Annotated in this window: 18 protein-coding genes; 12 read left to right on the forward strand and 6 right to left on the reverse strand. The window is 34.6% G+C overall.

What is annotated here, in order from left to right; genetic code table 11:
• Positions 1-79: 79 nt before the first annotated feature.
• Positions 80-1,840: a B12-binding domain-containing radical SAM protein gene (locus tag BKP45_RS18400; RefSeq protein WP_071390030.1), complete on the reverse strand. Its 1,761-nt coding sequence runs from the start codon at positions 1,838-1,840 to the stop codon at positions 80-82.
• A 181-nt stretch (positions 1,841-2,021) separates the two neighbouring features.
• On the opposite strand from BKP45_RS18400, the gene BKP45_RS18405 reads away from it, so the two are divergent.
• The gene (locus BKP45_RS18405) at positions 2,022-2,225 is read left to right on the forward strand and encodes a hypothetical protein (protein WP_071390031.1); all 204 of its coding nucleotides are present in this window, start codon (positions 2,022-2,024) and stop codon (positions 2,223-2,225) included.
• Positions 2,206-2,520, forward strand: coding sequence for a YbjQ family protein (locus BKP45_RS18410; RefSeq protein WP_071311084.1), 315 nt, complete (start codon positions 2,206-2,208; stop codon positions 2,518-2,520). The genes BKP45_RS18405 and BKP45_RS18410 overlap by 20 nt, the downstream gene beginning before the upstream one ends.
• 36 nt (positions 2,521-2,556) lie before the next feature.
• On the opposite strand, the gene BKP45_RS18415 is transcribed toward BKP45_RS18410, so the two are convergent.
• A complete protein-coding gene (locus BKP45_RS18415; protein ID WP_071390032.1) occupies positions 2,557-3,126 on the reverse strand; it encodes a GNAT family N-acetyltransferase in 570 nt (189 codons plus the stop codon).
• Positions 3,127-3,348: 222 nt separating this feature from the next.
• Between BKP45_RS18415 and BKP45_RS18420 the strand changes: the two genes are divergently transcribed.
• The 4 genes from BKP45_RS18420 to BKP45_RS18435 all read left to right on the forward strand — a co-directional run bounded on the left by BKP45_RS18420 (position 3,349) and on the right by BKP45_RS18435 (position 6,938).
• On the forward strand, positions 3,349-4,347 hold the full coding sequence (locus BKP45_RS18420) for an ABC transporter substrate-binding protein (RefSeq protein ID WP_071390033.1): 999 nt from the start codon (positions 3,349-3,351) through the stop codon (positions 4,345-4,347).
• A 116-nt stretch (positions 4,348-4,463) separates the two neighbouring features.
• Positions 4,464-5,462, forward strand: coding sequence for an ABC transporter permease (locus BKP45_RS18425; protein WP_139193827.1), 999 nt, complete (start codon positions 4,464-4,466; stop codon positions 5,460-5,462).
• The gene (locus tag BKP45_RS18430; protein ID WP_071390035.1) at positions 5,449-6,243 is read left to right on the forward strand and encodes an ABC transporter ATP-binding protein; all 795 of its coding nucleotides are present in this window, start codon (positions 5,449-5,451) and stop codon (positions 6,241-6,243) included. Before BKP45_RS18425 ends, BKP45_RS18430 begins: the two co-directional genes overlap by 14 nt.
• Positions 6,244-6,395: 152 nt before the next feature.
• Positions 6,396-6,938 (forward strand): hypothetical protein, encoded by a 543-nt coding sequence (locus BKP45_RS18435; protein ID WP_071390742.1) that lies wholly within the window; start codon positions 6,396-6,398, stop codon positions 6,936-6,938.
• 237 nt (positions 6,939-7,175) lie between these two features.
• Here BKP45_RS18435 and BKP45_RS18440 read toward each other — a convergent pair whose 3' ends face one another.
• From BKP45_RS18440 to BKP45_RS18455, 4 genes are all read right to left on the reverse strand, one after another.
• Positions 7,176-8,342, reverse strand: a complete 1,167-nt coding sequence (locus BKP45_RS18440) for a KamA family radical SAM protein (protein ID WP_071390037.1) — start codon at positions 8,340-8,342, stop codon at positions 7,176-7,178.
• 189 nt (positions 8,343-8,531) lie between these two features.
• Positions 8,532-10,475 (reverse strand): TRAP transporter permease, encoded by a 1,944-nt coding sequence (locus BKP45_RS18445; RefSeq protein WP_071390165.1) that lies wholly within the window; start codon positions 10,473-10,475, stop codon positions 8,532-8,534.
• A 188-nt stretch (positions 10,476-10,663) separates the two neighbouring features.
• A complete protein-coding gene (locus tag BKP45_RS18450) occupies positions 10,664-11,611 on the reverse strand; it encodes a TAXI family TRAP transporter solute-binding subunit (protein ID WP_071390038.1) in 948 nt (315 codons plus the stop codon).
• 384 nt (positions 11,612-11,995) lie between these two features.
• The gene (locus BKP45_RS18455) at positions 11,996-13,408 is read right to left on the reverse strand and encodes an MATE family efflux transporter (RefSeq protein ID WP_071390039.1); all 1,413 of its coding nucleotides are present in this window, start codon (positions 13,406-13,408) and stop codon (positions 11,996-11,998) included.
• A 154-nt stretch (positions 13,409-13,562) separates the two neighbouring features.
• Between BKP45_RS18455 and BKP45_RS18460 the strand changes: the two genes are divergently transcribed.
• From BKP45_RS18460 to BKP45_RS18485, 6 genes are all read left to right on the forward strand, one after another.
• On the forward strand, positions 13,563-14,435 hold the full coding sequence (locus BKP45_RS18460; protein WP_071390040.1) for an AraC family transcriptional regulator: 873 nt from the start codon (positions 13,563-13,565) through the stop codon (positions 14,433-14,435).
• Positions 14,436-14,929: 494 nt separating this feature from the next.
• Positions 14,930-16,234 (forward strand): sugar ABC transporter substrate-binding protein, encoded by a 1,305-nt coding sequence (locus tag BKP45_RS18465; protein ID WP_071390041.1) that lies wholly within the window; start codon positions 14,930-14,932, stop codon positions 16,232-16,234.
• A 308-nt stretch (positions 16,235-16,542) separates the two neighbouring features.
• Positions 16,543-17,868 (forward strand): carbohydrate ABC transporter permease, encoded by a 1,326-nt coding sequence (locus BKP45_RS18470; protein WP_071390042.1) that lies wholly within the window; start codon positions 16,543-16,545, stop codon positions 17,866-17,868.
• 2 nt (positions 17,869-17,870) lie between these two features.
• Complete coding sequence (locus BKP45_RS18475) at positions 17,871-18,719, forward strand: sugar ABC transporter permease (RefSeq protein WP_084787894.1); 849 nt, start codon at positions 17,871-17,873, stop codon at positions 18,717-18,719.
• A gap of 193 nt (positions 18,720-18,912) precedes the next feature.
• Positions 18,913-20,634: a glycoside hydrolase family 13 protein gene (locus BKP45_RS18480; RefSeq protein WP_071390043.1), complete on the forward strand. Its 1,722-nt coding sequence runs from the start codon at positions 18,913-18,915 to the stop codon at positions 20,632-20,634.
• Between the two features lie 151 nt (positions 20,635-20,785).
• A complete protein-coding gene (locus BKP45_RS18485) occupies positions 20,786-21,832 on the forward strand; it encodes a LacI family DNA-binding transcriptional regulator (RefSeq protein WP_071390044.1) in 1,047 nt (348 codons plus the stop codon).
• The last annotated feature ends 96 nt before the right edge of the window (positions 21,833-21,928 follow it).

The raw sequence follows: 21,928 nt of genomic DNA on the forward strand, positions 1-21,928 counted from the left end.
ACAGCTATTAAAATAAGTGGTCTATAAGTATATAAATATAAAAGAACAGATCATTTAGCATGATCTGTTCTAGCTTATCTTATTTTTTTAGGATAGCACCTATTTCCGGTAAAATAAACGGGTAGGCTTTTTGCATTTTAGGATCAAAATAAGTAATGAGAAGAGTCTTACTTATTATAACTTCTTTTGATTTGAAATAATGTTTTATGTTAAAAGGAAGAACTTCGATCATCGTGTGCTTATGCAAATCCTTCACAGAAAGTTGTAGGTCACTAAATGAAGCAGAGACTTGTTGACTATTTTCTGCAACGTATTCTAGAAGATTTGCTTGTTCCCCTTTTGTTAATGTGAAATCCCACCATGTTTTTCGGGGTTTATGTTTATGATTTAAGAAAAAGTCATAAATCATTATTCCTTTAATTATTTCGAAGTTATTTGTTGCTCTTTGTTGTAAAAACTGCTGAATTCGTAAAAATAAATCTTCGAGTTGATGTCCAATTTTTGACCAACCTTGTTTGTCCCAATAGTCTCCAAATTCTTGGAAAAAATCAAAAGCAGTTGGGAATTCATGTTCTACTAAGAATTCAATGGTATGATCCATCCGGTGAGCATTCCAATATTTTTCTAAAATATCTTCAACTCGTTTGATGCGAATTATTTCAGAGAAAGATAACACATCATTCTGCAAAATTTCATATGGTGAATGATCCATAAAAACATAGCCATACTGTGTTGCCTGTTTTCTTAAACCAGTTCCCCGAAGCATCTTTAAAAAGCCTAATTGCAGCTCTTCAGGCCGCATAGCAAATACATCGTTGAAAGTTTTTTTGAATGAAATATAATCCTCTTCTGGAAGTCCCGCAATCAAATCTAGGTGTTGATCAATTTTATTACCTTCTTTGACCATATTTACGGTTCTTGAAAGTTTCTCGAAGTTTTGTCTACGGTTTACTAGTTCGTTTGTTGCATCGTTTGTCGATTGTATACCAATTTCAAAACGAAAAACTCCAGATGGGGCGTGAGTATTTAGAAATTCCAGCACTTCAGGTCGCATGATATCAGCTGTTATTTCAAATTGAAAAACACAGCCTTGGTGATTATCAATCAAAAATTGAAAAATTTCTAATGCGTAGTCTCGCTTAATGTTAAAGGTCCGATCGATAAATTTAATAATTTTGGCACCGTTGTTAATTAAATATAATAAATCTTCTTTTACTCTCTCGATATCAAAGTAACGGACTCCTACTTCTATTGATGATAAACAAAAGGAACAACTAAAAGGGCAACCTCGGCTTGTTTCAAAATAAATAATTCGTTTCTTTATATCTTCTTTGTCCTCTAGAAATCGGTAGGCAGTAGGTATCGTTTCTAATTTCATATTTGGACGTGGTGGGTTTACAATCACTTCATTATCTTTTCGGTAAGTTGCCCCAAATACTAGATGATACTTCTGTTCTCCACAAATTTCATCTAATAGATGTTTAAATGTTTCTTCTCCTTCGTTAGATACGATGAAGTCGACTTCTGGGATTCTGTCCATCCAATAAGGAACATCAAAAGAGACTTCTGGTCCCCCCAAGATAATTCTTAATGAGGGCTTAACTCTTTTTAACATTTTTATAATTTCGATCGTTTTTTCAATGTTCCAAATGTAACAACTGAAGCCGATGACATCAGCATTTTTTTCGTAAAGATCTGATAATATGTTTAAACTTGGATCCTTAATAGTGTATTCTTTTATTTCAACTTCATATTCAGGCTCAGCGTAAGCCTTTAATAGTCGAAGAGAAAGTGCGGTATGAATAAACTTTGCATTTAATGTTGTTAATACAATTTTCAAATATAATCCCTCAATTTCTAAGATATTAAGCACTATCGTATTTTAACATAAATATTATAAATTATTTGTATATAATCATCATCATTTCCACGAATCCCACCAAATAACAAAAAAAATGAAAATATTGGTTTTTGTTGTATAATTGAAGTTAGATTTATGTAATTGAGGGAGATAAATATTAATGAAAAATCTAAAATTGATATTATTAATTTTAACTTTTTTGTTTCAAGCGATTGCTATTGTTTTCTTTTTTATTAATATTGTTGTTGCTCTGTATTTAATTGCTCTAAATGTACTGTGCGCAATATCGTTAATTGTAGTAATAATAAAGGAAAGAATAAAAGAAAAAAGAGAGGAAGATGACGATGATTATCGCAACTACTGAACAAATCCCAGGTAAAGAGGTAATTGCTTACAAAGGCTTTGTGAAAGGAAGTACTATTCAAGCGAAGCATATAGGTAGTGATATTTTAGCTGGTCTTAAAAACATTGTGGGTGGTGAGATTAAGGAATATTCAGATATGATGGATAAAGCAAGAAAGATTGCTATTAGTAGAATGGTAAAAGATGCAGAGGAACTAGGGGCGAATGCCATTATTGGTGTGCGTTTACAAACTTCAGGAGTAATGAATAGCGCTTCTGAGATTGTTGCATACGGAACAGCGGTTGTTGTTCAATAAAGATACGGAAAATTTTTCGAATGGCATTTGTGGTATTCACAAATGCCATTCGTAATCTAAAAACTTCCCCATAATTATTAAGTCGTCATATCTACCGTTTCCCAGCTTTACTTGATTTACTAGTCTTCCTTCTTCAATAAATCCAAGTGATTTGTATAAGAGAATAGCACTTTTGTTAGAGGCTAAAACTTCCAAACAAAGTTTTTCTAATAAAGGATTATAATCAGCCCATTCAATTAAAGTTGAAAGGAGTGCTTTACCTACCCCGGTCCCTCGAAAATCTTTTTTAACAATGATTCCAATCGAACCATGATGTTGATATTTTTGTAATGTCCCCCCCTGAAAGGTTAACATACCAATAATCTGTCTATTGTACTCAGCTACAATTAGGCAACTTCTTGGATCATCATTGTAAAAATATATAGACTCTTTTTGTTTTTCTTCATTAAGATAAAATTCTTCAATAGTAGCGACTAACGTATCATTTTCACTAATAACCTCATAACTTAATTGACATAGAGGTCTTGCATCTGTTGGACTTGCTGATCGAAGAAGTATCCTATGTCCATTTTTTGAGATAAATTTATAAGGGATGATAACGCTCATCTTTTTTCACTCATTTCATATTTTATCATTAGTAATATATGAAGGTGTTTAGGTTCGTGTTCCACATTAAAAAAGTAAGAAATAGAACTATTTAATAAAAAATGACCTATGTCGCTAAAACGCTTTAAAGTAACAAATTTTTTTGTTTACAATGCAAAAATAATATAATATTATATTATTTAAATATATTAGAAAATTTTAAATTTTCAGGGGGACTTAACTATGAAGAAACAAATGATTAGTAGTTTTGCAATGTTATTATTGGCAATTTTTGCTCTTGTCGCTTGTGGTTCAAATGAACAATCGCAAGAAGAGAACGAAGTTAAACAAATAAAAATTGGAGCAACTCAAATTGTTGAGCATCCATCATTAGATGCAGCTTTTGAAGGTTTTAAAGCAGCGCTTGATGATAATGGTTTTGTTGAAGGAGAGAACGTTACTTACGACTTCCAAAGTGCACAAGGCGATCAAAATAATGTCGCAACAATTTCTAACCAATTTGTTGCCAATCAAGTAGATCTTATCTTTACAAACTCTACACCGAGTACATTAGGTGCGTTAAATGCAACGAACGAAATTCCTATCGTATTTGCTTCTGTGTCTAATCCAGTTGGCGCAGGTATTGTTGAAGCATTAGATCAACCTGGAGAAAATATTACTGGTGTTATTGATTTACATCCTGAATTTACGAAAAGAACGATCGAATTTATTGATACAAATTTTGAAGGTGCAAAAGTTGGATATATTTATAATTCTGGTGAAGCGAACTCAGTTTCTCAATTAGAAGCAATTAAAGAAGCATTAGAAGGATCAAGTCTTACATTAGTAGAAAGAACTGTTGCTACATCTGCTGAAGTACAGCAAGCAGCTGATTCTCTAGTTGGTAATGTTGATGTGTTTTTAATGACAACTGATAATACAGTTGTTCAGGGCTTAGGTTCTTTAGTTGGTACTGCTAATGACTATGGTATACCATTAATCGTTGGTGATCCTGAATCCCTTGATGCAGGTGGTTTTGTCACATATGGTGTTGATTTCTTTTCGATTGGATACCGAGCAGGTGAAATGGCTGCAGCAATTTTAAAAGGAGAAAAAGTACCTTCTGAAATGAATGTTGAAATACCACCTGAATTATCATTATTAATTAATAAGAGTGCAGCAGAAGCTCAAGATGTTGAATGGAATGCCGAGTGGGATGAAATTGCTAAAATTTTAGAGTAATAATTGTTGGTGGAAATTTGAATAATTTATTAGTTTAGGTGTCATGTGGTCAGACATTACTGACTACATGACATTTTAAATAAGTATGTGACTTATAATTAGGAAGGATGAGTTTTGTGTTTATCTCTATTTTTGGCTCAATTGAATCAGGTATCATCTATGCTCTAATGGCATTAGGGGTTTACCTCACCTTTCGTATACTTGATTTTCCGGATTTAACGGTAGATGGGAGCTTTGTGACAGGAGCAGGAGTTGCCGCAATAATGGTTATTAATGGCTACTCTCCTATTATTGCAACAATTGGAGCTGTAGTGGCTGGGTTCATTGCTGGTTGTGTCACAGGGATTCTTCATACGAAAGGGAAGATTAATCCTTTATTATCAGGAATATTAATGATGATCGCACTTTATTCTATTAATTTACGTATTATGGGGAGACCGAATTTACCATTGTTAAATGAGACAACGCTAATTAAGCAAATTACAAACTTTTGGCAAAATCTAGGCTTCGACCAATTTTTTAATGGAATATTAGCATTTTTGGGAGTTTCACATATGCCTCGGACATGGGCAGTTATTTTTGCTGGACTAATTATTACATTCATTGCAAAGTTATTATTGGATCAATTTTTAAAAACTGAGGTTGGCTTAGCATTAAGAGCAACGGGCGATAACAAGAAAATGATTCGTAGCTTCTCTGCTAATACAGACTATTTAATTATTGTTGGTTTAGGAATATCTAATGGACTAGTGGCATTGTCTGGGGCATTAATTGCTCAGCACGGTGGCTTTGCAGATTTGGGTATGGGTATTGGAATGATTATTATTGGTTTAGCGTCAGTAATTATCGGTGAAGCACTTTTTGGTACGAAGACTATTGCACGTACGACCCTAGCAGTTATCGGTGGTGCCATTATATATAGAATTGTGGTTGCCTTGGCACTGAGAGTAGAGTTTTTAGAAACAGGAGATATGAAGTTAATTACTGCTCTTATCGTAACAGCTGCACTTATCGTCCCAAAAGTAATGGCCACACAGCAAGAAAAAAGGCGGAAGCAGCGTAAACGATTAGAGTTATCAAAATCTCAAGGAGGGGAAAGAAATGCTGCAACTTAATAATATTAGCATCACCTTTAATGAAGGAACCCTTGATGAGAAAAAAGCCCTTCAGAATATTAATCTATCTTTAGAAGCAGGGGATTTTATCACCGTTATCGGTAGTAACGGAGCGGGTAAGTCAACATTAATGAATACCATATCCGGATCCTTGTTACCCGATGTTGGGGAAGTTTATATCGGTGGAAATAAAGTAACTCATATCGCTGAATATAAACGGGCAGCACTCATCGGTCGTGTTTTTCAAGATCCAATGGCGGGCACCGCACCTAATATGACAATTGAAGAAAATTTAGCGATTGCTTATAGTCGAAATCAGAGAAGAACATTGAGGTTTGGTGTTAATAAGAAACGAAAAGAAATGTTTCGTGAATATTTACAATCACTGGGATTAGGGTTAGAAAATCGTTTATCGGCAAAGGTAGGTTTGCTATCGGGTGGAGAAAGGCAAGCACTGTCGCTTTTAATGGCTACTTTTACAGAGCCAAATATTTTACTACTTGATGAGCATACTGCTGCACTTGATCCCTCAAGAGCAGAAATGATTACTAAATTAACTGGGGATATTGTAAGAACATACAAATTAACAACAATTATGGTTACTCATAATATGCAGCAAGCGCTAGATTTAGGAAATCGATTAATAATGATGGATAAAGGTCAAATCATATTAGATATTGCTGGTAAAGAAAAACAACAATTAACAATTGATAAGCTAATGAAAGAGTTTCAGCGTATTAGAGGGACAGAAATGGCTAGCGACCGTGCACTCCTAGGCTAGAACGCATTAGAAAAATCTTAGGGCTATTGCCTAAATTATTCAAATACCTAAAAACTAATTGGAAAATTATCACAAGACATCCTCCTATTTCATAAGATTGATAGTGTCAACTTAAACAAGTACCTAACTTACAATCAGGAAGGGGTAATAGAATGTCTTGTGGATGTAATAGTAATAAACATATGCATACGGGAGTAATGCCATACCAAATGGGTATACAGCCAGGGGTATTACCACACCATATGGGATGCCCAGCACCAGGAATGGTACCACAGCAAATGGGAATGCCAATGCCAGCAATACCACCGCAACATATGGGGGTACCAGCACCAGGAATGATGCCACAGCAAATGGGAATGCCAGCGCCAGGAATGGTACCACAGCAAATGGGAATGCCAGCGCCAGGAATGGTACCACAGCAAATGGGAATGCCAGCGCCAGGAATGGTACCACAGCAAATGGGAATGCCAGTGCCAGGAATGACACCACAGCAAATGGGAATGCCAGCGCCAGGAACGACACCACAGCAAATGGGAATGCCAGCGCCAGGAATGATACCACAGCAAATGGGAATGCCAGCGCCAGGAATGACACCACAACAAACTGTCGGCCAAATGCCTACTATGATAGATTATGATGATGATTTAGAAGAATTGCAAATGAATTGGAATGTAAATAATCCTAATTTATATTAGTATTTTAATATTTCCTTAGTAAGTGTTGATTGCCATTTCTTTCAACAAAAAAGGAGCTAACTTTGCTTTTAAAGTTAGCTCCTTTTTTGTACTTTAAGAAAGTTTAACTTCTCTAAAGGAATAGTATAAGAAAAACTAAGGCTTTCGCTTTAGGACTTGGCGATAAGCCAAGTTTTTCTTATAGATTAAGAAACCATAAATTTCTCCCCTTGAAAAGCCGTATAGCTTGTCGTTTTCTTAACTTCTAACTAGTTCTTTTTCACTCATGATCTCATTTGCTGATTGGATTGCTTCTTCCTTCTTGACTGGTGCTTTCCAATATTTTTCATTTCCAGGCAAATCATCAAACCAAGCGGCATCTTTTGGACAATCTAGAACCATGAACTTTCCGTATTCTTTATCTCTAGATTGATGGTATTTTAGGTATGCTTTACCATCTTCAATTGCTAGTATTTCGATTTTTCCAGATGTATGGCTCATAGACAAGCGAACGCGTTTACCTAACCCAGATGTACGTGCTTTTGCTTGTTCAACAATATGATAAGCTTCCTCTAATGTAAGTACAAAATCGTTATTTCCTGCCACCGGGCGATTGATAAAGAAATAGTAAGGTGTTACACCAGCCCATGACAATCGATCAAGTAATTCACCTAAAACAACGGGATCATCATTAATTCCTTTTAATACTGGAGTTTGGTTAACAACAATTGCTCCGGCGTCATGGAGAGCTTGAAACCCTTTTTTAGCTTCTTCTGTAATTTCTCTTGGATGATTAATATGTGCCATAATATAAATGCGTTTTTCAGGAGTTGAATATTCCCGAATAAGATTGAGGAATTCTTGATCTTCATAAATACGCATTGGGTTAAAAACCGGCATCTTTGATCCTAATCGGATAATCTTTACATGGTCAATCGCTCTTAGACGTTCTATAATCAGACGTAGTTTTTTTGTAGCTAAAATTAATGAATCGCCACCAGTAAGTAGAACGTTATTAATTTCTGGATTCTCGGCAATATACTCAATTCCAGGGTTAACGTCATTCATTGCTTCCTTAATTTCATTCCGGAACAAACGTTTTCTAAAGCAGTAACGGCAATAAGCACCGCATACTTCAGAAACGATTAATAAAGCTGTTGTTCCATATTTATGCTGGCATCCAGGAACAACATAGTTAGTCGCTTCATCGGAAGCATCCCAGCGCCCATATTCGGCAAGCTCTCCTTCATTTGGAATAACGAGTTTACGGATGGGATCGTTCGGATTATTCCAATCAATCAGACTTAAGTAATAATCATTTACACGGAAAACGTATTTCTCTGTAATTTTTTTTAATTTTTCCCGCTCAATCTCTGGTATCGCCTCAATTTTATTTATGTCAGTTACATATTTTGGCATTACCATCCTATCAGCTCCTTTTAATAGAATTATAGTAATCAAAATTAAGTATAACAAATAAAGACAAATTCGGTCAAAAAATTACTAGTTTTTATTAGATGATTACAAGAAAATGCTTTTGCGTTAAAACATATAAAAAAGAGAAACCCACAATATTTGTGAATTTCTCTAAAAAGCTCAAAAATTTCATGCTTATTAAGCATTAGCCTTTTGATTAAGATGGCTCTTTTTACGGAAATGTTGAATGGTCCCGATTGAAACAAGTAAAACTAAACCTATAAAAGAAAACACCAAGTTATTAGGATAAATCAATAAAACACCAGAAACGAGTAACATAATTCTTTCAACGAATAATGGTTTATAGACAAAATAATTCATCATCGCTGCACTAATGGCTGTCATTCCAATAAGTGCCGTTAATAATACGGGAGTAAAGGTTGAAAATGTTGCATCTTCTAATACTAAAACTGGATTATAAACGAAAACATAAGGAATGATAAATGCTGCAATAGCTAATTTCAGTGCATTAATTCCAGATTTCATAGGATTTGCCCTTGCTATCCCCGCTCCAGCGTAGGCTGCGAGACAAACAGGTGGTGTAATATCTGCAACAATTCCAAAGTAAAAAACAAACATATGGGCAGCAATAACAGGCACCCCAAATTCAAGTAATGCAGGTGCAGCCATTGAAGCAGTGACTACATAATTTGCAGTCGTTGGTAGTCCCATACCTAATAAAATACAAGCAAACATTGTAAAGAATAAAAGTAAAAAGAAACTTCCACCAGCTAAATCTAATATTCCACCAGCAATTTTTCCACCTAAACCAGTAAATACTACAATTCCAACAATTATTCCTGCACTTGCACAAGCAGCAATAACAGGCAGTGCTACTCTTGCACCTTGTTCTAAAGCTTGGAATACATCACGTATCGACATGCGTGTATCTTTTCTAGTTAAACTTACTAAAAAAGAAACTAAAATACCCCATAAAGCCGCATAAGTAGGCGTGTATCCGTAAAATAGCATACCGACGATTGTAAATAGAGGGAGGAGTAGGTCTGCGCGTTTAGCTAAACTTTTGAAAGACGGTAATTCACTTTTAGGTAAGCCTAAAATTCCACTTTTCTTTGCTTCAAAATGTACTCCCATAAACACTCCTGAAAAGTATAAGATAGCAGGTACGATTGCTATTATAATAATTTGACTATATGGGATACCAGTATATTCAGCCATAATGAATGCTGCAGCTCCCATAATTGGTGGCATGATTTGTCCACCAGTCGAAGCAGAAGCCTCAGAAGCTGCTGCAAATTCAGGTTTAAAACCAGCTCGTTTCATCATAGGTATAGTAAATGAGCCCGATCCAACAGTATTAGCGACCGAACTACCGGTCACCATACCTTGAAGTGCACTAGCAGAAACCGCAGCTTTTGCTGTTCCACCGGTAAAACGCCCTGTTGCTCCAAAGGCTAAATCATTAAAAAATTGGCCGATACCAGTTTTCGTAAGCATAACACCAAAAAATAAAAACAAATAAATAAATGTTGAAGAAATTTGAATAGGGATCCCGAAAATTGCATTGTCACTATATACAAGTCTTCTTACTAAACCTTCCCATGAAAAACCACGATGGCCAAAAACTGGAATGTATTTTCCCCATAAACCATATGCTATTGCGAGTAAAGCAATAATAACGATGGGTAAACCTACAGCACGGCGTGTTGCTTCTAGTAGTAAAGCGATTGTTAAGGAAGCAACAATAACATCTAAAGTAGAAAATCCAGTTGTTAAAGCTCGTGTCGTTAACCATTCATAATTATAAATAATATAAAAATTACAACCTAACGATAAGAAAGCGAAAAGTACGTCATACCATGCAATTCCTGGATTCTTAATAAGTGATCGCTTAACAGGGTATAAAAGAAAAATAAGCGATAATCCTGCACCAAGATGAATGGCTCCTTGAATCATAGATACATAAGACCCTTTAAGTGCAGTGTAAAGTTGAAAAAAAGTTAAAGAAATAGCAATAATCGTAATAACCCAAGCCCACTTCTTAAGGTTGGTTCTATATGCCGCTTCTCGATCATATTTGGCTAAGAGTTCTTGTTCGTTTAGATCATTTTTATTAACCATGAATTCACCACCTGAATAATAAATTAAAATCGATGAAAAAGTAGGAGGCTCAATATTTCCTGCTTTTTCATCGATATCCGTTTCAAACGGAAGTTTTTGATGAAAATACAATATAAGTAATATGGAAAAGATACTCGTTTGATACGTATAAAATAGACCGAACGTAAAGTCCGGTCTATTTTTCTAAATTATTTAAGACCAATTTCTTTGAAGTACTTTTCTGCTCCTGGATGGAAAGGTAAACCTTCTGACCCATTAAGAGCATTTTCGATTGTTAAATGTTGTGCTTGATCATGTGTAACCTTAGTAGCATTTTCAAACATAGCTTTTGTGATGTTATAGCCTAAATCTTCATCAATTGTATCTAAAGATCCTACTAAAACTGCATATGCAGTAACTGTACTTACAGGTGCATCTAAGAATTCATATGCATCCGCAGGGATTTCTAAGTGACCGTACTCGCTATTAGCTAGGATGTAATCTAAGGCTTCGCCTTCGATATCAAGAATAACAATATCGCGGTTTAGTGCTAATTCTGTTACAGCTGAAGCAGGTAATCCTAGTAAACCAAATAGAGCGTCGATGTTTCCATCTTGTAATTGACCAGCAGCATTACCGAATCCTTCAGCAAATTCAGTATAGTCACCATCCTCAATGCCATGTGCTTCAAGAATTAATTTAGCCGCAGCTTGAGTACCACTACCGGCTGGACCAATTGCTACTCGTTTTCCTGCTAAATCAGCAATTGAAGTAATACCTGAATTCTTTGTTGTGACAACTTGCATAACTTCAGGATAAATGTGGCCGATAAAACCGAAATTTTCTACAGGTGCATCAAAGGCACCTTCTCCATTAACTGCTTCCTGAGCAGGAATGTGAACAGTCATTCCTAGGTCCATTTCTCCTTGGCCAATCATAGAAAGATTTTCAACAGATGCACCTGATGAAACTGCACTTACTGAAAGACCATCGATTTCAGCGCTAACAACGTTAGCAATTTCTGTCCCGAGTGGGTAATATGTACCGCCTGGACTTCCAGTTCCAAGTTGCAATTGTGTTTCAGTGTCACCACAAGCAACTAGAAGTAGAGAAATGCTCAGTAGCAAACTGAAAAGAACCAACATTTTCTTTTTCAAATTAATTCCCCCTATTTTTATTTTATTAATAATTTCTACTAACATAAATTATGTATGCTAGGTATCTATATATTATTTTACACAGAGAAATATTTTTTTGTCAAAAAAGATTTAGTAGAAACTTTTTTGAATGGTGATCTTTTAAACTATACATAATGAAAAAATTAAAAAAAAGGCTGTTATATCGAGTACTCAGTAAAACAGCCTTTAAGCAAGGGGAGTATGAGTTTAAAAATGATTAAAAGGTTTTCCAAACTCATGTTACTGTTATTTTATGTTAAATAAATTTGCTAAACAAGTTATTGATAACAAAAAGTGTGGGAAGTAATATTACAAATTATTAAGTTACATAGTTGACCGATTACAAAAGGAGAAAGGAATTGATTAATGAAACGTTGAAGGGACACGTTTTTTTTCTTGGATGGACAATGGCCTTACAGTTTCTTTGTCTACAAAGGACATTTGCTTCCATTTTTTTGACCTCCAACGTTTTAACATTAGTAAACCCCGTAGCCATTCGTCGGCACTGAAGGCAATCCAGACACCAATTAGTCCTAGGCCAAAGTGAATTCCTAAAAGGTATGAAAGGACAACAGCAACTCCCCACATTGAAATAATTCCTATATAAACTGGGAACTTCACATCTCCCGCAGCTCGTAATGAACTGATTACTACAAGGTTAAAAGCTCTTCCAGGCTCTAAAATTATGGTTAAAAATAGAAGTGTACTACCAATGGTAATAATTTCTGGATTATTTGTGAAAATACTAAACAAAGGCTTACTAAACAAGGTGAAAATAATAGCCATTACAGTAGAGACGAATATGGCAATTTTTAGACTTTTTATACACCGTTTGTAGGCAGCTACAAATTTCTCTGCACCGACGTATTGACCGATTAAAATTTGTGTACCTTGGCCAATGGCAATAGAGAAAAGTAAAATAAACATCATGATGTTTTGTGTATAAACTTTAGAGGTTAAGGCTATTGTTCCCATAGAAGCTATGAAATAAGTGATTGCTATTTGAGATGTATTATATGCGATATGTTCACCAGCTGATGGTATGCCGATTTTTAAAAGTTTTTTTAGTTCCTCCTTAGGGAACTTTTTAAAAAGAAATGCAATTGGGATATTTCCTTTTGTCCGGTAATAAAGAATAATGATCATCGCAGTAAGACCAATTGTTCGACTAAGTGTAGTGGAGATAGCTACCCCAGTAACACCTAATACCGGGAAACCAAATGGACCAAAAATAAAAAAGTAGTTTCCTATGACATTGATTAAATTCATTCCAAAGGTTACATACATTGCATCTTTTGTAAAGCCGTGACTTCTTATGATGGCAGCAATGGTTAATATTAATGCTTGAATAAATGACAATCCACCGACAATTTGTAAATAGATTAAAGACGAGTCCGTTAGCTCTGAAGGGATATTCATTGCCTTTAATATAGTAGGTGCAAGTATGAATATAATAATGCTTAACAAAATTCCGAAAATTAGATTTGCAGCGATAGAAACAACGCCGATTTTGTTTGCTTCTTCTTCTTTTTTTGCACCTACATATTGAGCAATTAGAATACTAGTACCTGCTGCAATAAAGCCAAACATGACAATAATTAGATTAAGTACTTGGTTAGCAACACCTACTGATGCAACAGCGTTATCATCATATTGACTTAGCATTAACGTATCAGCACTACCCATTAACATGTGTAATAAGATTTCAATGAAGATAGGCCAAGTTATAGCAAATAAAGTTAGCCTTTCTGTTTTATTAGATTTTAACTTATTCATCTAGTTTTTCCTCCGATTTTCTATGGCTTGATGCGTTATTATTGGACATATACGAATTTTTCAGTATCATTAGTGTAAACGTTTTTCTATATGATAAAAAGACATAATAACGATAATAATTGGATTTTTCCGACCTTGAAGGAGTGGCTTTATTTTGAATACTTTGTGTTTCTTAGCTCCACCTTACCCGACATATATTAATGGTAGAGCACACTGCTTTAAAAAAGGTAAGAAGCATATTAAAAGAGTTTTTACTGTTTTTGATCTATTAGTTGTAAAAAGTGGAGTCATTTATATGTGCGAAAATGGTGTGAATTATGATGTGAAAGAAGGGCAATATATCATTTTGGCACCTGGTCTTGAACACTTTAGTTATAAGCCTTGCGATACAGATACACATTACTATTGGTTGCATTTTGATATAGATGTACATTATGAACTAAAAGAAGTTGCTGATATTAATTGGGGTATGATTATCAAGCAAGAAAAAACAGGAATTGAAGCTGCAAAACATGTATTGCATATCCCGAGATACGGCACTCTTATTAACGAAAAATTTATAGATTCTGAAATAACGCGTTTATTTTCTTTAGATAGTTCCAATAAGCCTGAAAAACGATTAAAAGAACAAATTATTTTTCAAGAAATATTATTACAGTTGCAATCGGATGCTATTCGAATACCGACAAGTGCTGAACAAGTTACAAAACATGCAATAGCATTTATTCAAGCGAATTATTATAAGGAAACGATAAAAATGGACAATCTTTCCAAAGAGTTACTTCTTCATCCTGACTATATAACACGATGTATGCAAAAAACGTTAGGGGTAACACCAATGCATTATCTAACTTCCTATCGATTGACCAAAGCAAAAAATTTCTTATCAAATACAAATGAGAAGCTAGATTCAATTTCAAGACAAATAGGAATTCAGGATAGTGCATACTTTACAAGAGTGTTTAAAAAAAATGAAGGAATAACACCAAGCGATTTTCGTAGATTAGCCAGACGGGAAGGGAAGTAAATAAAAGTAGATATTAACACCATACTGAAGAAATATTTCAGGCATTTTTCACTATTTATATAATCAAAGATATAAAGGAGAGTAGTGCAAACGAGTGCGTTGTGTTCAGGGGTGTGGTCATTATAACATCTCTGCAAAGGCTTTCCCCTATATTTTTCCTATAACATTAATTAAAGATATTCCTAAAAAACTCTTGTTTTTTTTACGAGTCATAGTATAATAGCTTTAAAGACAAACAGTGCAAGCGTTTTCCTTGATAGGTACGTAATGTTTATTTTTTTAAAACAGTGCGCAAACGTTTGTCTTGAGTGAGGTTGGATGCTTTGGAATTTGTGATAGTCAAAAATATTAAAGTAAGAATTTTTTGCATAGTTATTTAAATTTATATTCATACTTAGTAAGAAATTTCTTGCTTTCGTGTTTGATGGCATTACTTGTAAGCGGTTCATCTCATTCTACTGAAAACTCTATTGAAAATATAAGGGGGAAAGAAAATGGTAAAGAATACGAAATTTTTATTACTTTCATTATTGATGATAATGATGCTGACTTTAGTTGCTTGTGGTGGGAATGATGATGCTGCTAAAGAAGACACGGATGGAGCTGTAGATAATGGAGTAAATGAAGAAAGTGATTTTGATTTTGAAATTGTACCAGAAGAAGGAGCGGAACTTTTATTTTGGAGTGAAGGAGATGAAAACTTAGATTGGGCAAGGGAAATGGCAGAAGCATTTGAAGCTGAGTATGGAGTTCCTGTACAGGTAGAAGAAGTTAACCAAGAAGATGCTCCAGAACGTTTAGCTACAGACGGGCCATCTGGACTTGCTGGTGATGTATTTGCTTCAACTCATGATCGAATTGGACGAGCAATATCTGCGGGATTAGTATTAGAAAATTTCTGGCCAGAGGAATATGAAGCTGAATTTATGGATGCAGCGATACAAGCAACTTCATTTGATGATGTTCTTTATGGTTACCCGGCCCGAATTGAAACATATGCACTTTATTATAATAAAGATTTAGTAGATACACCTCCTGCAACTATGGATGAATTTATTGCAGTTGCAAAAGAGCTTAATGATGAGATTGATCGTGGCTTTATGATGGAGCCTGGAAATTTCTATTTCACATATGGATTTTTCGGTGGCTATGGTGGTTATGTATTTGGTGATAATAACACAGATGTAAGTGAGATTGGGCTAAATAATGAAGGTTCTGTGAAGGCAGTTGAATTAATTAAGGAGCTTCGTGATGAAATTGCTCCTGGTGTAGCGGCTGAAGACATCACTTATGATGTAAGAACATCACTTTTTGAAACAGGAGATATGGCATTCGATATTAATGGACCATGGGCAATTCAAGGATATAGAAGTGCTGGAATCGACTTTGGTATTACGCCACTACCTGTTCTAGATAATGGACAAAATCCTACAAGCTTCTCTGGTGCAGGTGCCTTTTATGTAAATGCATATACTCCATACCCTGATGCTAGTGCGTTATTTGCAAAATTTATTACTAGTGAGGAAAATTTATTGAAATTATATGAAACAGTTGGTCACCTACCACCACGTTTAGCACTTCTTGATAACGAAGTTATTCAAAGCAATCCATTTGCAGTAGCATTCCTTGAGCAAGCGGAGCATGCTGTTCCAATGCCAAATGTTCCTGAAATGCCTTTAGTTTGGGGACCGATGGAAGCAGCGGTAAACGAGGTTTGGAATAATGATGTTGATATCCAAGAAGCTTTAGATCGTGCAGTTAATACGATTGAAAACGCAATTAGAGAACAGCAGCAGTAACGTCAGTCCTTAGAATATGAAAATAGTAAATGATTTGATCATTGAGAAAGGTTAAGAATTTCTTACCTTCTCAATGATCAGCATTTATCCCGTACTTAAGGGGCAGTAATACCCCCATCTCAAAACGAATGAAAATCAGAAAACCTAGGTGGAGGTAATCTGCTCCTAAAGATCTGATATAGCGTACTTTTCAATTGATGGTCAATAAAAGTAAGCCTTTTTACCGACTGAATTTAAATCTAATAACAGTAGGAATCGAAGGTGTAATAAAAAAGAATGTCACTCTAAAGTAAAGGAGTATGAATACTATGGAGAATAAGCTTCAAATATCAAGCACTCATAATAGCCATAGCAAGATCGCTGCTGTGTTATCAGCACTTTTTATGGGGTTAGGGCAAATTTATAATAAACAGTATATCAAGGGTATACTATTATCTTTGAGCAAGGTTTTAGTATTAGTCTTTTTTTCAAGACCGATTATTGATGGATTGTATGGGTTAATTACCTTAGGTGAAACACCCCAAGTAAGACAACGAGGACGTATCATTGAGCAAGGAGATCATTCAATTTTATTGATGGCAGAAGGACTTCTCTTATTGTTTTTACTTATTGCTATATTATTTGTTTATTATTTTAATATTCGTGACGCCTATCAAATCGGTAAATTACGCGAACAGGGAAAAGCTATTCAACCGTTTAAAGCTACGATGAAAAATGTTTGGGAAAACGGTTTCGCATATATACTAATCACTCCTACAGCTTTGTTCATGGTTCTATTAACAGTTTTTCCGTTAATATTTACTGCTTTAATAGCATTTACCAATTATTCCTCCCCTAACTACTTACCGCCAGCTAATTTAGTAGATTGGGTTGGACTTCAACAGTTTGTTCGATTATTTACAATGGAATCGTGGAGAGGAACGTTTATTGGGGTTTTCTCTTGGACAATCATTTGGGCAACGTTATCAACTGTGATGGTCGTATTTTTTGGTCTTTTTGTAGCAGTTGTATTGTCGCAAAAAGTAGTAAAGTTTACGAAGTTTTGGAGGAATTTATTTATCCTACCGTGGGCAGTACCAGGTTTTGTGACAATCTTAATTTTTAGAAGTATGTACAACGGTCAGTATGGAATTATTAATGATATGTTAAGAGCAGTCGGCTTAAATGGAATTCCATGGTTATCGGATCCGCTGTGGGCAAAAGTAGCAGTTTTATTAACCAATCTTTGGTTAGGTTTTCCATTTTGGATGGCATTGTTTACTGCAATATTAACAACAATTAGTAAAGAGCTTTATGAAGCAGCCCAAGTCGATGGTGCAACAATTGTTCAGCAGTTCAGAAAAATAACTTTTCCAATTGTAATGGTAGCCGCAGTTCCATTAATGGTCTTTACATTTGCATTTAATTTTAACCAATTAACATTCATTTATTTAATGACTGAAGGTGGACCGACGAATTCTAATTACAACTTTGCAGGTCACACTGATATTCTACTATCATGGATCTTTAAAATGACACTAGATAACGGTCAATATGCGATTGCATCTGCTGTTGCATTATTGGTTTTCCTTATCATTGCATGTTTTGCGTATTTTAATTTGAAAAATACGAAATCAATGAAAGGGGATTTTTAATCATGATTACAAAACAAAAGTTTATGAAATTCACTAATTATTTTATTGTCTATAGCATTTTAATCATTTTAGCGCTTATTTGTCTGTTTCCAGTTTACTTTGTATTTATAGGATCGGTTAATCCTGGTAGTTCACTACGCGCAGCTCAAATTTTTCCAAGTTTTTCTGACTTGAACTGGGGTCATTACCGTGCGTTGTTTGATGATTATAATTATGTCACTTGGTACAAAAATACAATGAAAATTGCTGTGTCAAACATGCTTATTGCTACATTCTTTGGAGTTTTATCAGGATATGCTTTTTCAAGATTTAATTTTAAAGGCAAAAGACAAGGTTTGATGGCCATTATCATTTTGCAAATGTTCCCGACAATTATGGGGATGATCGCGATCTACACTTTGTTAGGTTCTTTTGGGTTATTAGATACTCATCTCGGTTATATTTTAGTTTTAGCTGCTGGGAGTGTTGCGTTTAATACTTGGATTGTTAAAGGTTTTTTTGATGGTATTCCAAGAAGTTTAGAGGAGGCAGCAAGGATTGATGGAGCTTCTAATTTACAAATTTTTGTTCAAGTTATGCTTCCACTTGCAACGCCAATAGTTGCTTTTGTTGCCTTTAATAGTTTTATTGCTGCAAGTATGGACTTTATTATGGCGGAAGTTATTCTTCGTTCAAGTAATCAATGGACATTAGCTCAAGGATTGTTTACATTAATTTCTGGTCAGGCGAATAACAATTTTACGGTGTTTGCAGCTGGAGCAGTATTAATTTCAATCCCACTTATGTTAGGATTTTTCATATTCCAAAAATATATAGTAGAAGGATTAACAGCTGGTGCTGAAAAAGGATAATTAATAAAGTAGGTGCTTTTCATGCTTAAAAGGTTCAAAGTGTTATCAATTATATTGTTAGTTTTAGCAGCTGGTATGATTATATATTCAACATTGCTCCTTTGGATCGTAACGAATTCTTAAATAAAAGAGTAGATCGTATAGGGGTAAAGGGATTATTAATAGTGAGTGAGATATGAGAAGGGTGGAGAATATGGTTAAAACATGGTGGAAAGAAGCAGTAGCTTATCAAATTTATCCACGAAGTTTCATGGATTCAAATGGAGATGGAATTGGTGATATTCAAGGAGTTATATCTAAACTAGATTATCTAAAGGGTTTAGGAATAGATGTTATTTGGATAGGCCCGATATATAGTTCTCCAAATGATGATAACGGTTATGATATAAGTGATTATAAAGGGATTATGGAGGATTTTGGAACGATGGCTGATTTTGATACGCTACTAAATGAAGTTCATTCCAGAGGCATGAAATTAATCATGGATTTAGTCATCAATCATACATCTGACGAGCATCCTTGGTTTATTGAAGCGCGATCTTCAAAGGAAAATCCATATAGAGATTATTATATTTGGCATCCAGGGAAAAAAGGAAAGGAGCCGAATAATTGGGAATCTATTTTTAGCGGTTCTGCTTGGGAATTTGATGAGAAAACAAATGAGTATTATTTACATGTTTTTTCACGTAAACAGCCTGATTTGAACTGGGAAAATAATGTTGTCCGAAAAGAGCTGTACGAGATGATAAATTGGTGGTTAGATAAAGGAATAGATGGCTTCCGTGTAGATGCTATTTCTCATATTAAAAAGTTAAAGGGTTTCCCAGATATGCCGAATCCAAAGAAGTTAAAATACGTCCCTTCACTTGATGGCCATATGAACCAAAAAGGAATAGATGTTTTTCTAAAAGAATTAAAACGTGAAACTTTCGACAAATACGATATTATGACAGTTGGTGAAGCAAATGGTGTGAAAGCTGAACATGCAGAGGAATGGGTGAGTGAAAAAAGTGGTTATTTTAATATGATATTTCAATTTGAACATTTAGATCTTTGGGGTAAAAATACAGAAAAAGGGATAGATCTCGCTGCACTCAAAGAAACATTTACTAAATGGCAAAAAGAACTAGACGGGAAAGGTTGGAATGCACTTTTTCTAGAAAACCATGATCAACCACGTTCTGTATCTACGTGGGGAAACAGTGATAAATTCCGAGTAGAGTCTGCTAAAGCTTTAGCTACATTATATTTTTTAATGCAAGGAACCCCTTTCATTTACCAAGGCCAGGAAATTGGTATGACCAATGTAAAGTTTAATTCCATTGAAGATTATAATGATGTTGCAATTAAAAACTTATATAAAAGTGAAATTGAAAATGGAAAAACTCATGAGGAAATTATGGATATTATTTGGAAAAATGGACGTGATAATTCTCGTACTCCTATGCAATGGAATGATGAAGAGAATGCAGGATTTACTACAGGGCAACCATGGTTAAAGGTGAATCCAAATTATAAACAAATTAATGTTCAACAATCAATCGAAGATCCGAACTCTATTTACAATTACTATAAGAAGTTAATCCAATTACGTAATGAAATACCGGCTTTAGTATATGGAAGTTATGAGTTAGTTTTAGAAGAACATGAATATATTTACGCATATACTAGGACCTTAGCGGATGAAATAGTATTAATTCTGACTAACCTTTTTGAAGAGGAAGCAGAGTTTACTTTACCTGAAACACTTATTGATAAACCAAGAAAATTCTGTATTGGTAACTATGATGTTGACCCTATAGAAGATATAAAAAAAGTAGTTTTAAAACCTTACGAGGCAAGAGTTTATTTATTAAAAACAAACAAGAATAGTATTAGCATGAAAAACACAAGTGAACTAGCTTCAACAAGATAACACTAAAGATATGGGAGGGGTAAATTATTATATCTTTCCATATCTTTTTCTTCGAGTATTTTGAAATAGAAAAATTTCATTGTTAAAGGATATAAAAATAGCTAAAATATATAAAGATAGTTAATAAATAAAGAGGGAAAAGAGGAGAACTATGGCAGTAACAATTAAAGACGTTGCAAAACTAGCAAATGTCGCTCCTTCCACAGTATCTCGTGTTATAGCTAATAGTCCTAGAATTAGTGAAAAGACAAAAGTAAAAGTTCGAGAAGCGATGGAGAAACTAGGTTATCATCCAAACTTTCATGCTAGAAGTTTAGCAAATAAGAGTACAAATACAATAGGTATTGTCATGCCTAGCTCAGCAAATAAATCGTTCCAAAACCCCTTCTTCCCTGAAGTTATTCGGGGAATAAGTTCCAAAGCTTATCAAGAAAATTACGGCTTGTATTTATCAACAGGACAAACAGAAGAAGAAATCTTTCAAGAAGTCGTACATATGGTGCAAGGAGGAAGAGTAGATGGGATTATTCTTCTGTATTCAAGAGTAAATGATAAAATTATGCCTTATTTACAACAACAAAAATTTCCTTTTGTTTTAATAGGGCGTCCATACAATGAAGAAATTCATAGCATTACTTATGTGAATAACGACAATTACAAAGCTGCGAAAACGGTTACGGAGTATTTGTTGTTGTTGGGGCATCGGAATATTGCTTTTATTGGTGGAGAGTTAGACTTTGTTGTAGCAGTCGACCATAAGAAAGGCTATGAACAGGCACTAAAAAATGCAAAAATTCCTATTAGGGAAGAATATATTATTTCGCATCATGAATTAGAGCAAGGAGGAGAGGATGCGATCATTCAGTTAATGAGTTCATCAGTACCACCAACCGCACTTATCGGTTTAGATGATATTATGACTTTCGGATTGTTAAAGATGTTTAGTGAAATGGGAATACGTGTTCCTGATGATATATCAATTGTTAGTTTTAATAATGTTTTGATTTCAGAGCTTTCTTCTCCACCTATGACCACTGTCGACATTAATATTTTCGGACTAGGCTTTGAAGCGATGAAGCTTTTAGTTGAAAAAATTAAAGAACCTACAAAAGAAGTTAAAAGTGTGATAATCCCTCACAAATTAGTAAAGCGTCAAACATGTAAAGCGTTAAATAGATCTGAAAAAAAGGATGAATGAGCACTTTAGTCTTCATCTTTTTTGAGTGGTAATAAATAGAAAAAATTAAATGAATTGTGCTATAATTAAACAAGCTTATTTTATTTCATAAGAAAG

The organism is Anaerobacillus alkalidiazotrophicus (assembly GCF_001866055.1).

Bases quoted from the DNA above. Each gene is read 5' to 3' on its own strand.
- BKP45_RS18455 (WP_071390039.1), bottom strand. From the start codon at position 13,408: ATGAATAAGTTAAAATCTAATAAAACAGAAAGGCTAACTTTATTTGCT.
- BKP45_RS18470 (WP_071390042.1), top strand. From the start codon at position 16,543: ATGGAGAATAAGCTTCAAATATCAAGCACTCATAATAGCCATAGCAAG.
- BKP45_RS18405 (WP_071390031.1), top strand. From the start codon at position 2,022: ATGAAAAATCTAAAATTGATATTATTAATTTTAACTTTTTTGTTTCAA.
- BKP45_RS18485 (WP_071390044.1), top strand. From the start codon at position 20,786: ATGGCAGTAACAATTAAAGACGTTGCAAAACTAGCAAATGTCGCTCCT.
- BKP45_RS18410 (WP_071311084.1), top strand. From the start codon at position 2,206: ATGATTATCGCAACTACTGAACAAATCCCAGGTAAAGAGGTAATTGCT.
- BKP45_RS18430 (WP_071390035.1), top strand. From the start codon at position 5,449: ATGCTGCAACTTAATAATATTAGCATCACCTTTAATGAAGGAACCCTT.
- BKP45_RS18440 (WP_071390037.1), bottom strand. From the start codon at position 8,342: ATGGTAATGCCAAAATATGTAACTGACATAAATAAAATTGAGGCGATA.
- BKP45_RS18420 (WP_071390033.1), top strand. From the start codon at position 3,349: ATGAAGAAACAAATGATTAGTAGTTTTGCAATGTTATTATTGGCAATT.
- BKP45_RS18480 (WP_071390043.1), top strand. From the start codon at position 18,913: ATGGTTAAAACATGGTGGAAAGAAGCAGTAGCTTATCAAATTTATCCA.
- BKP45_RS18465 (WP_071390041.1), top strand. From the start codon at position 14,930: ATGGTAAAGAATACGAAATTTTTATTACTTTCATTATTGATGATAATG.
- BKP45_RS18435 (WP_071390742.1), top strand. From the start codon at position 6,396: ATGTCTTGTGGATGTAATAGTAATAAACATATGCATACGGGAGTAATG.
- BKP45_RS18475 (WP_084787894.1), top strand. From the start codon at position 17,871: ATGATTACAAAACAAAAGTTTATGAAATTCACTAATTATTTTATTGTC.
- BKP45_RS18445 (WP_071390165.1), bottom strand. From the start codon at position 10,475: ATGGTTAATAAAAATGATCTAAACGAACAAGAACTCTTAGCCAAATAT.
- BKP45_RS18415 (WP_071390032.1), bottom strand. From the start codon at position 3,126: ATGAGCGTTATCATCCCTTATAAATTTATCTCAAAAAATGGACATAGG.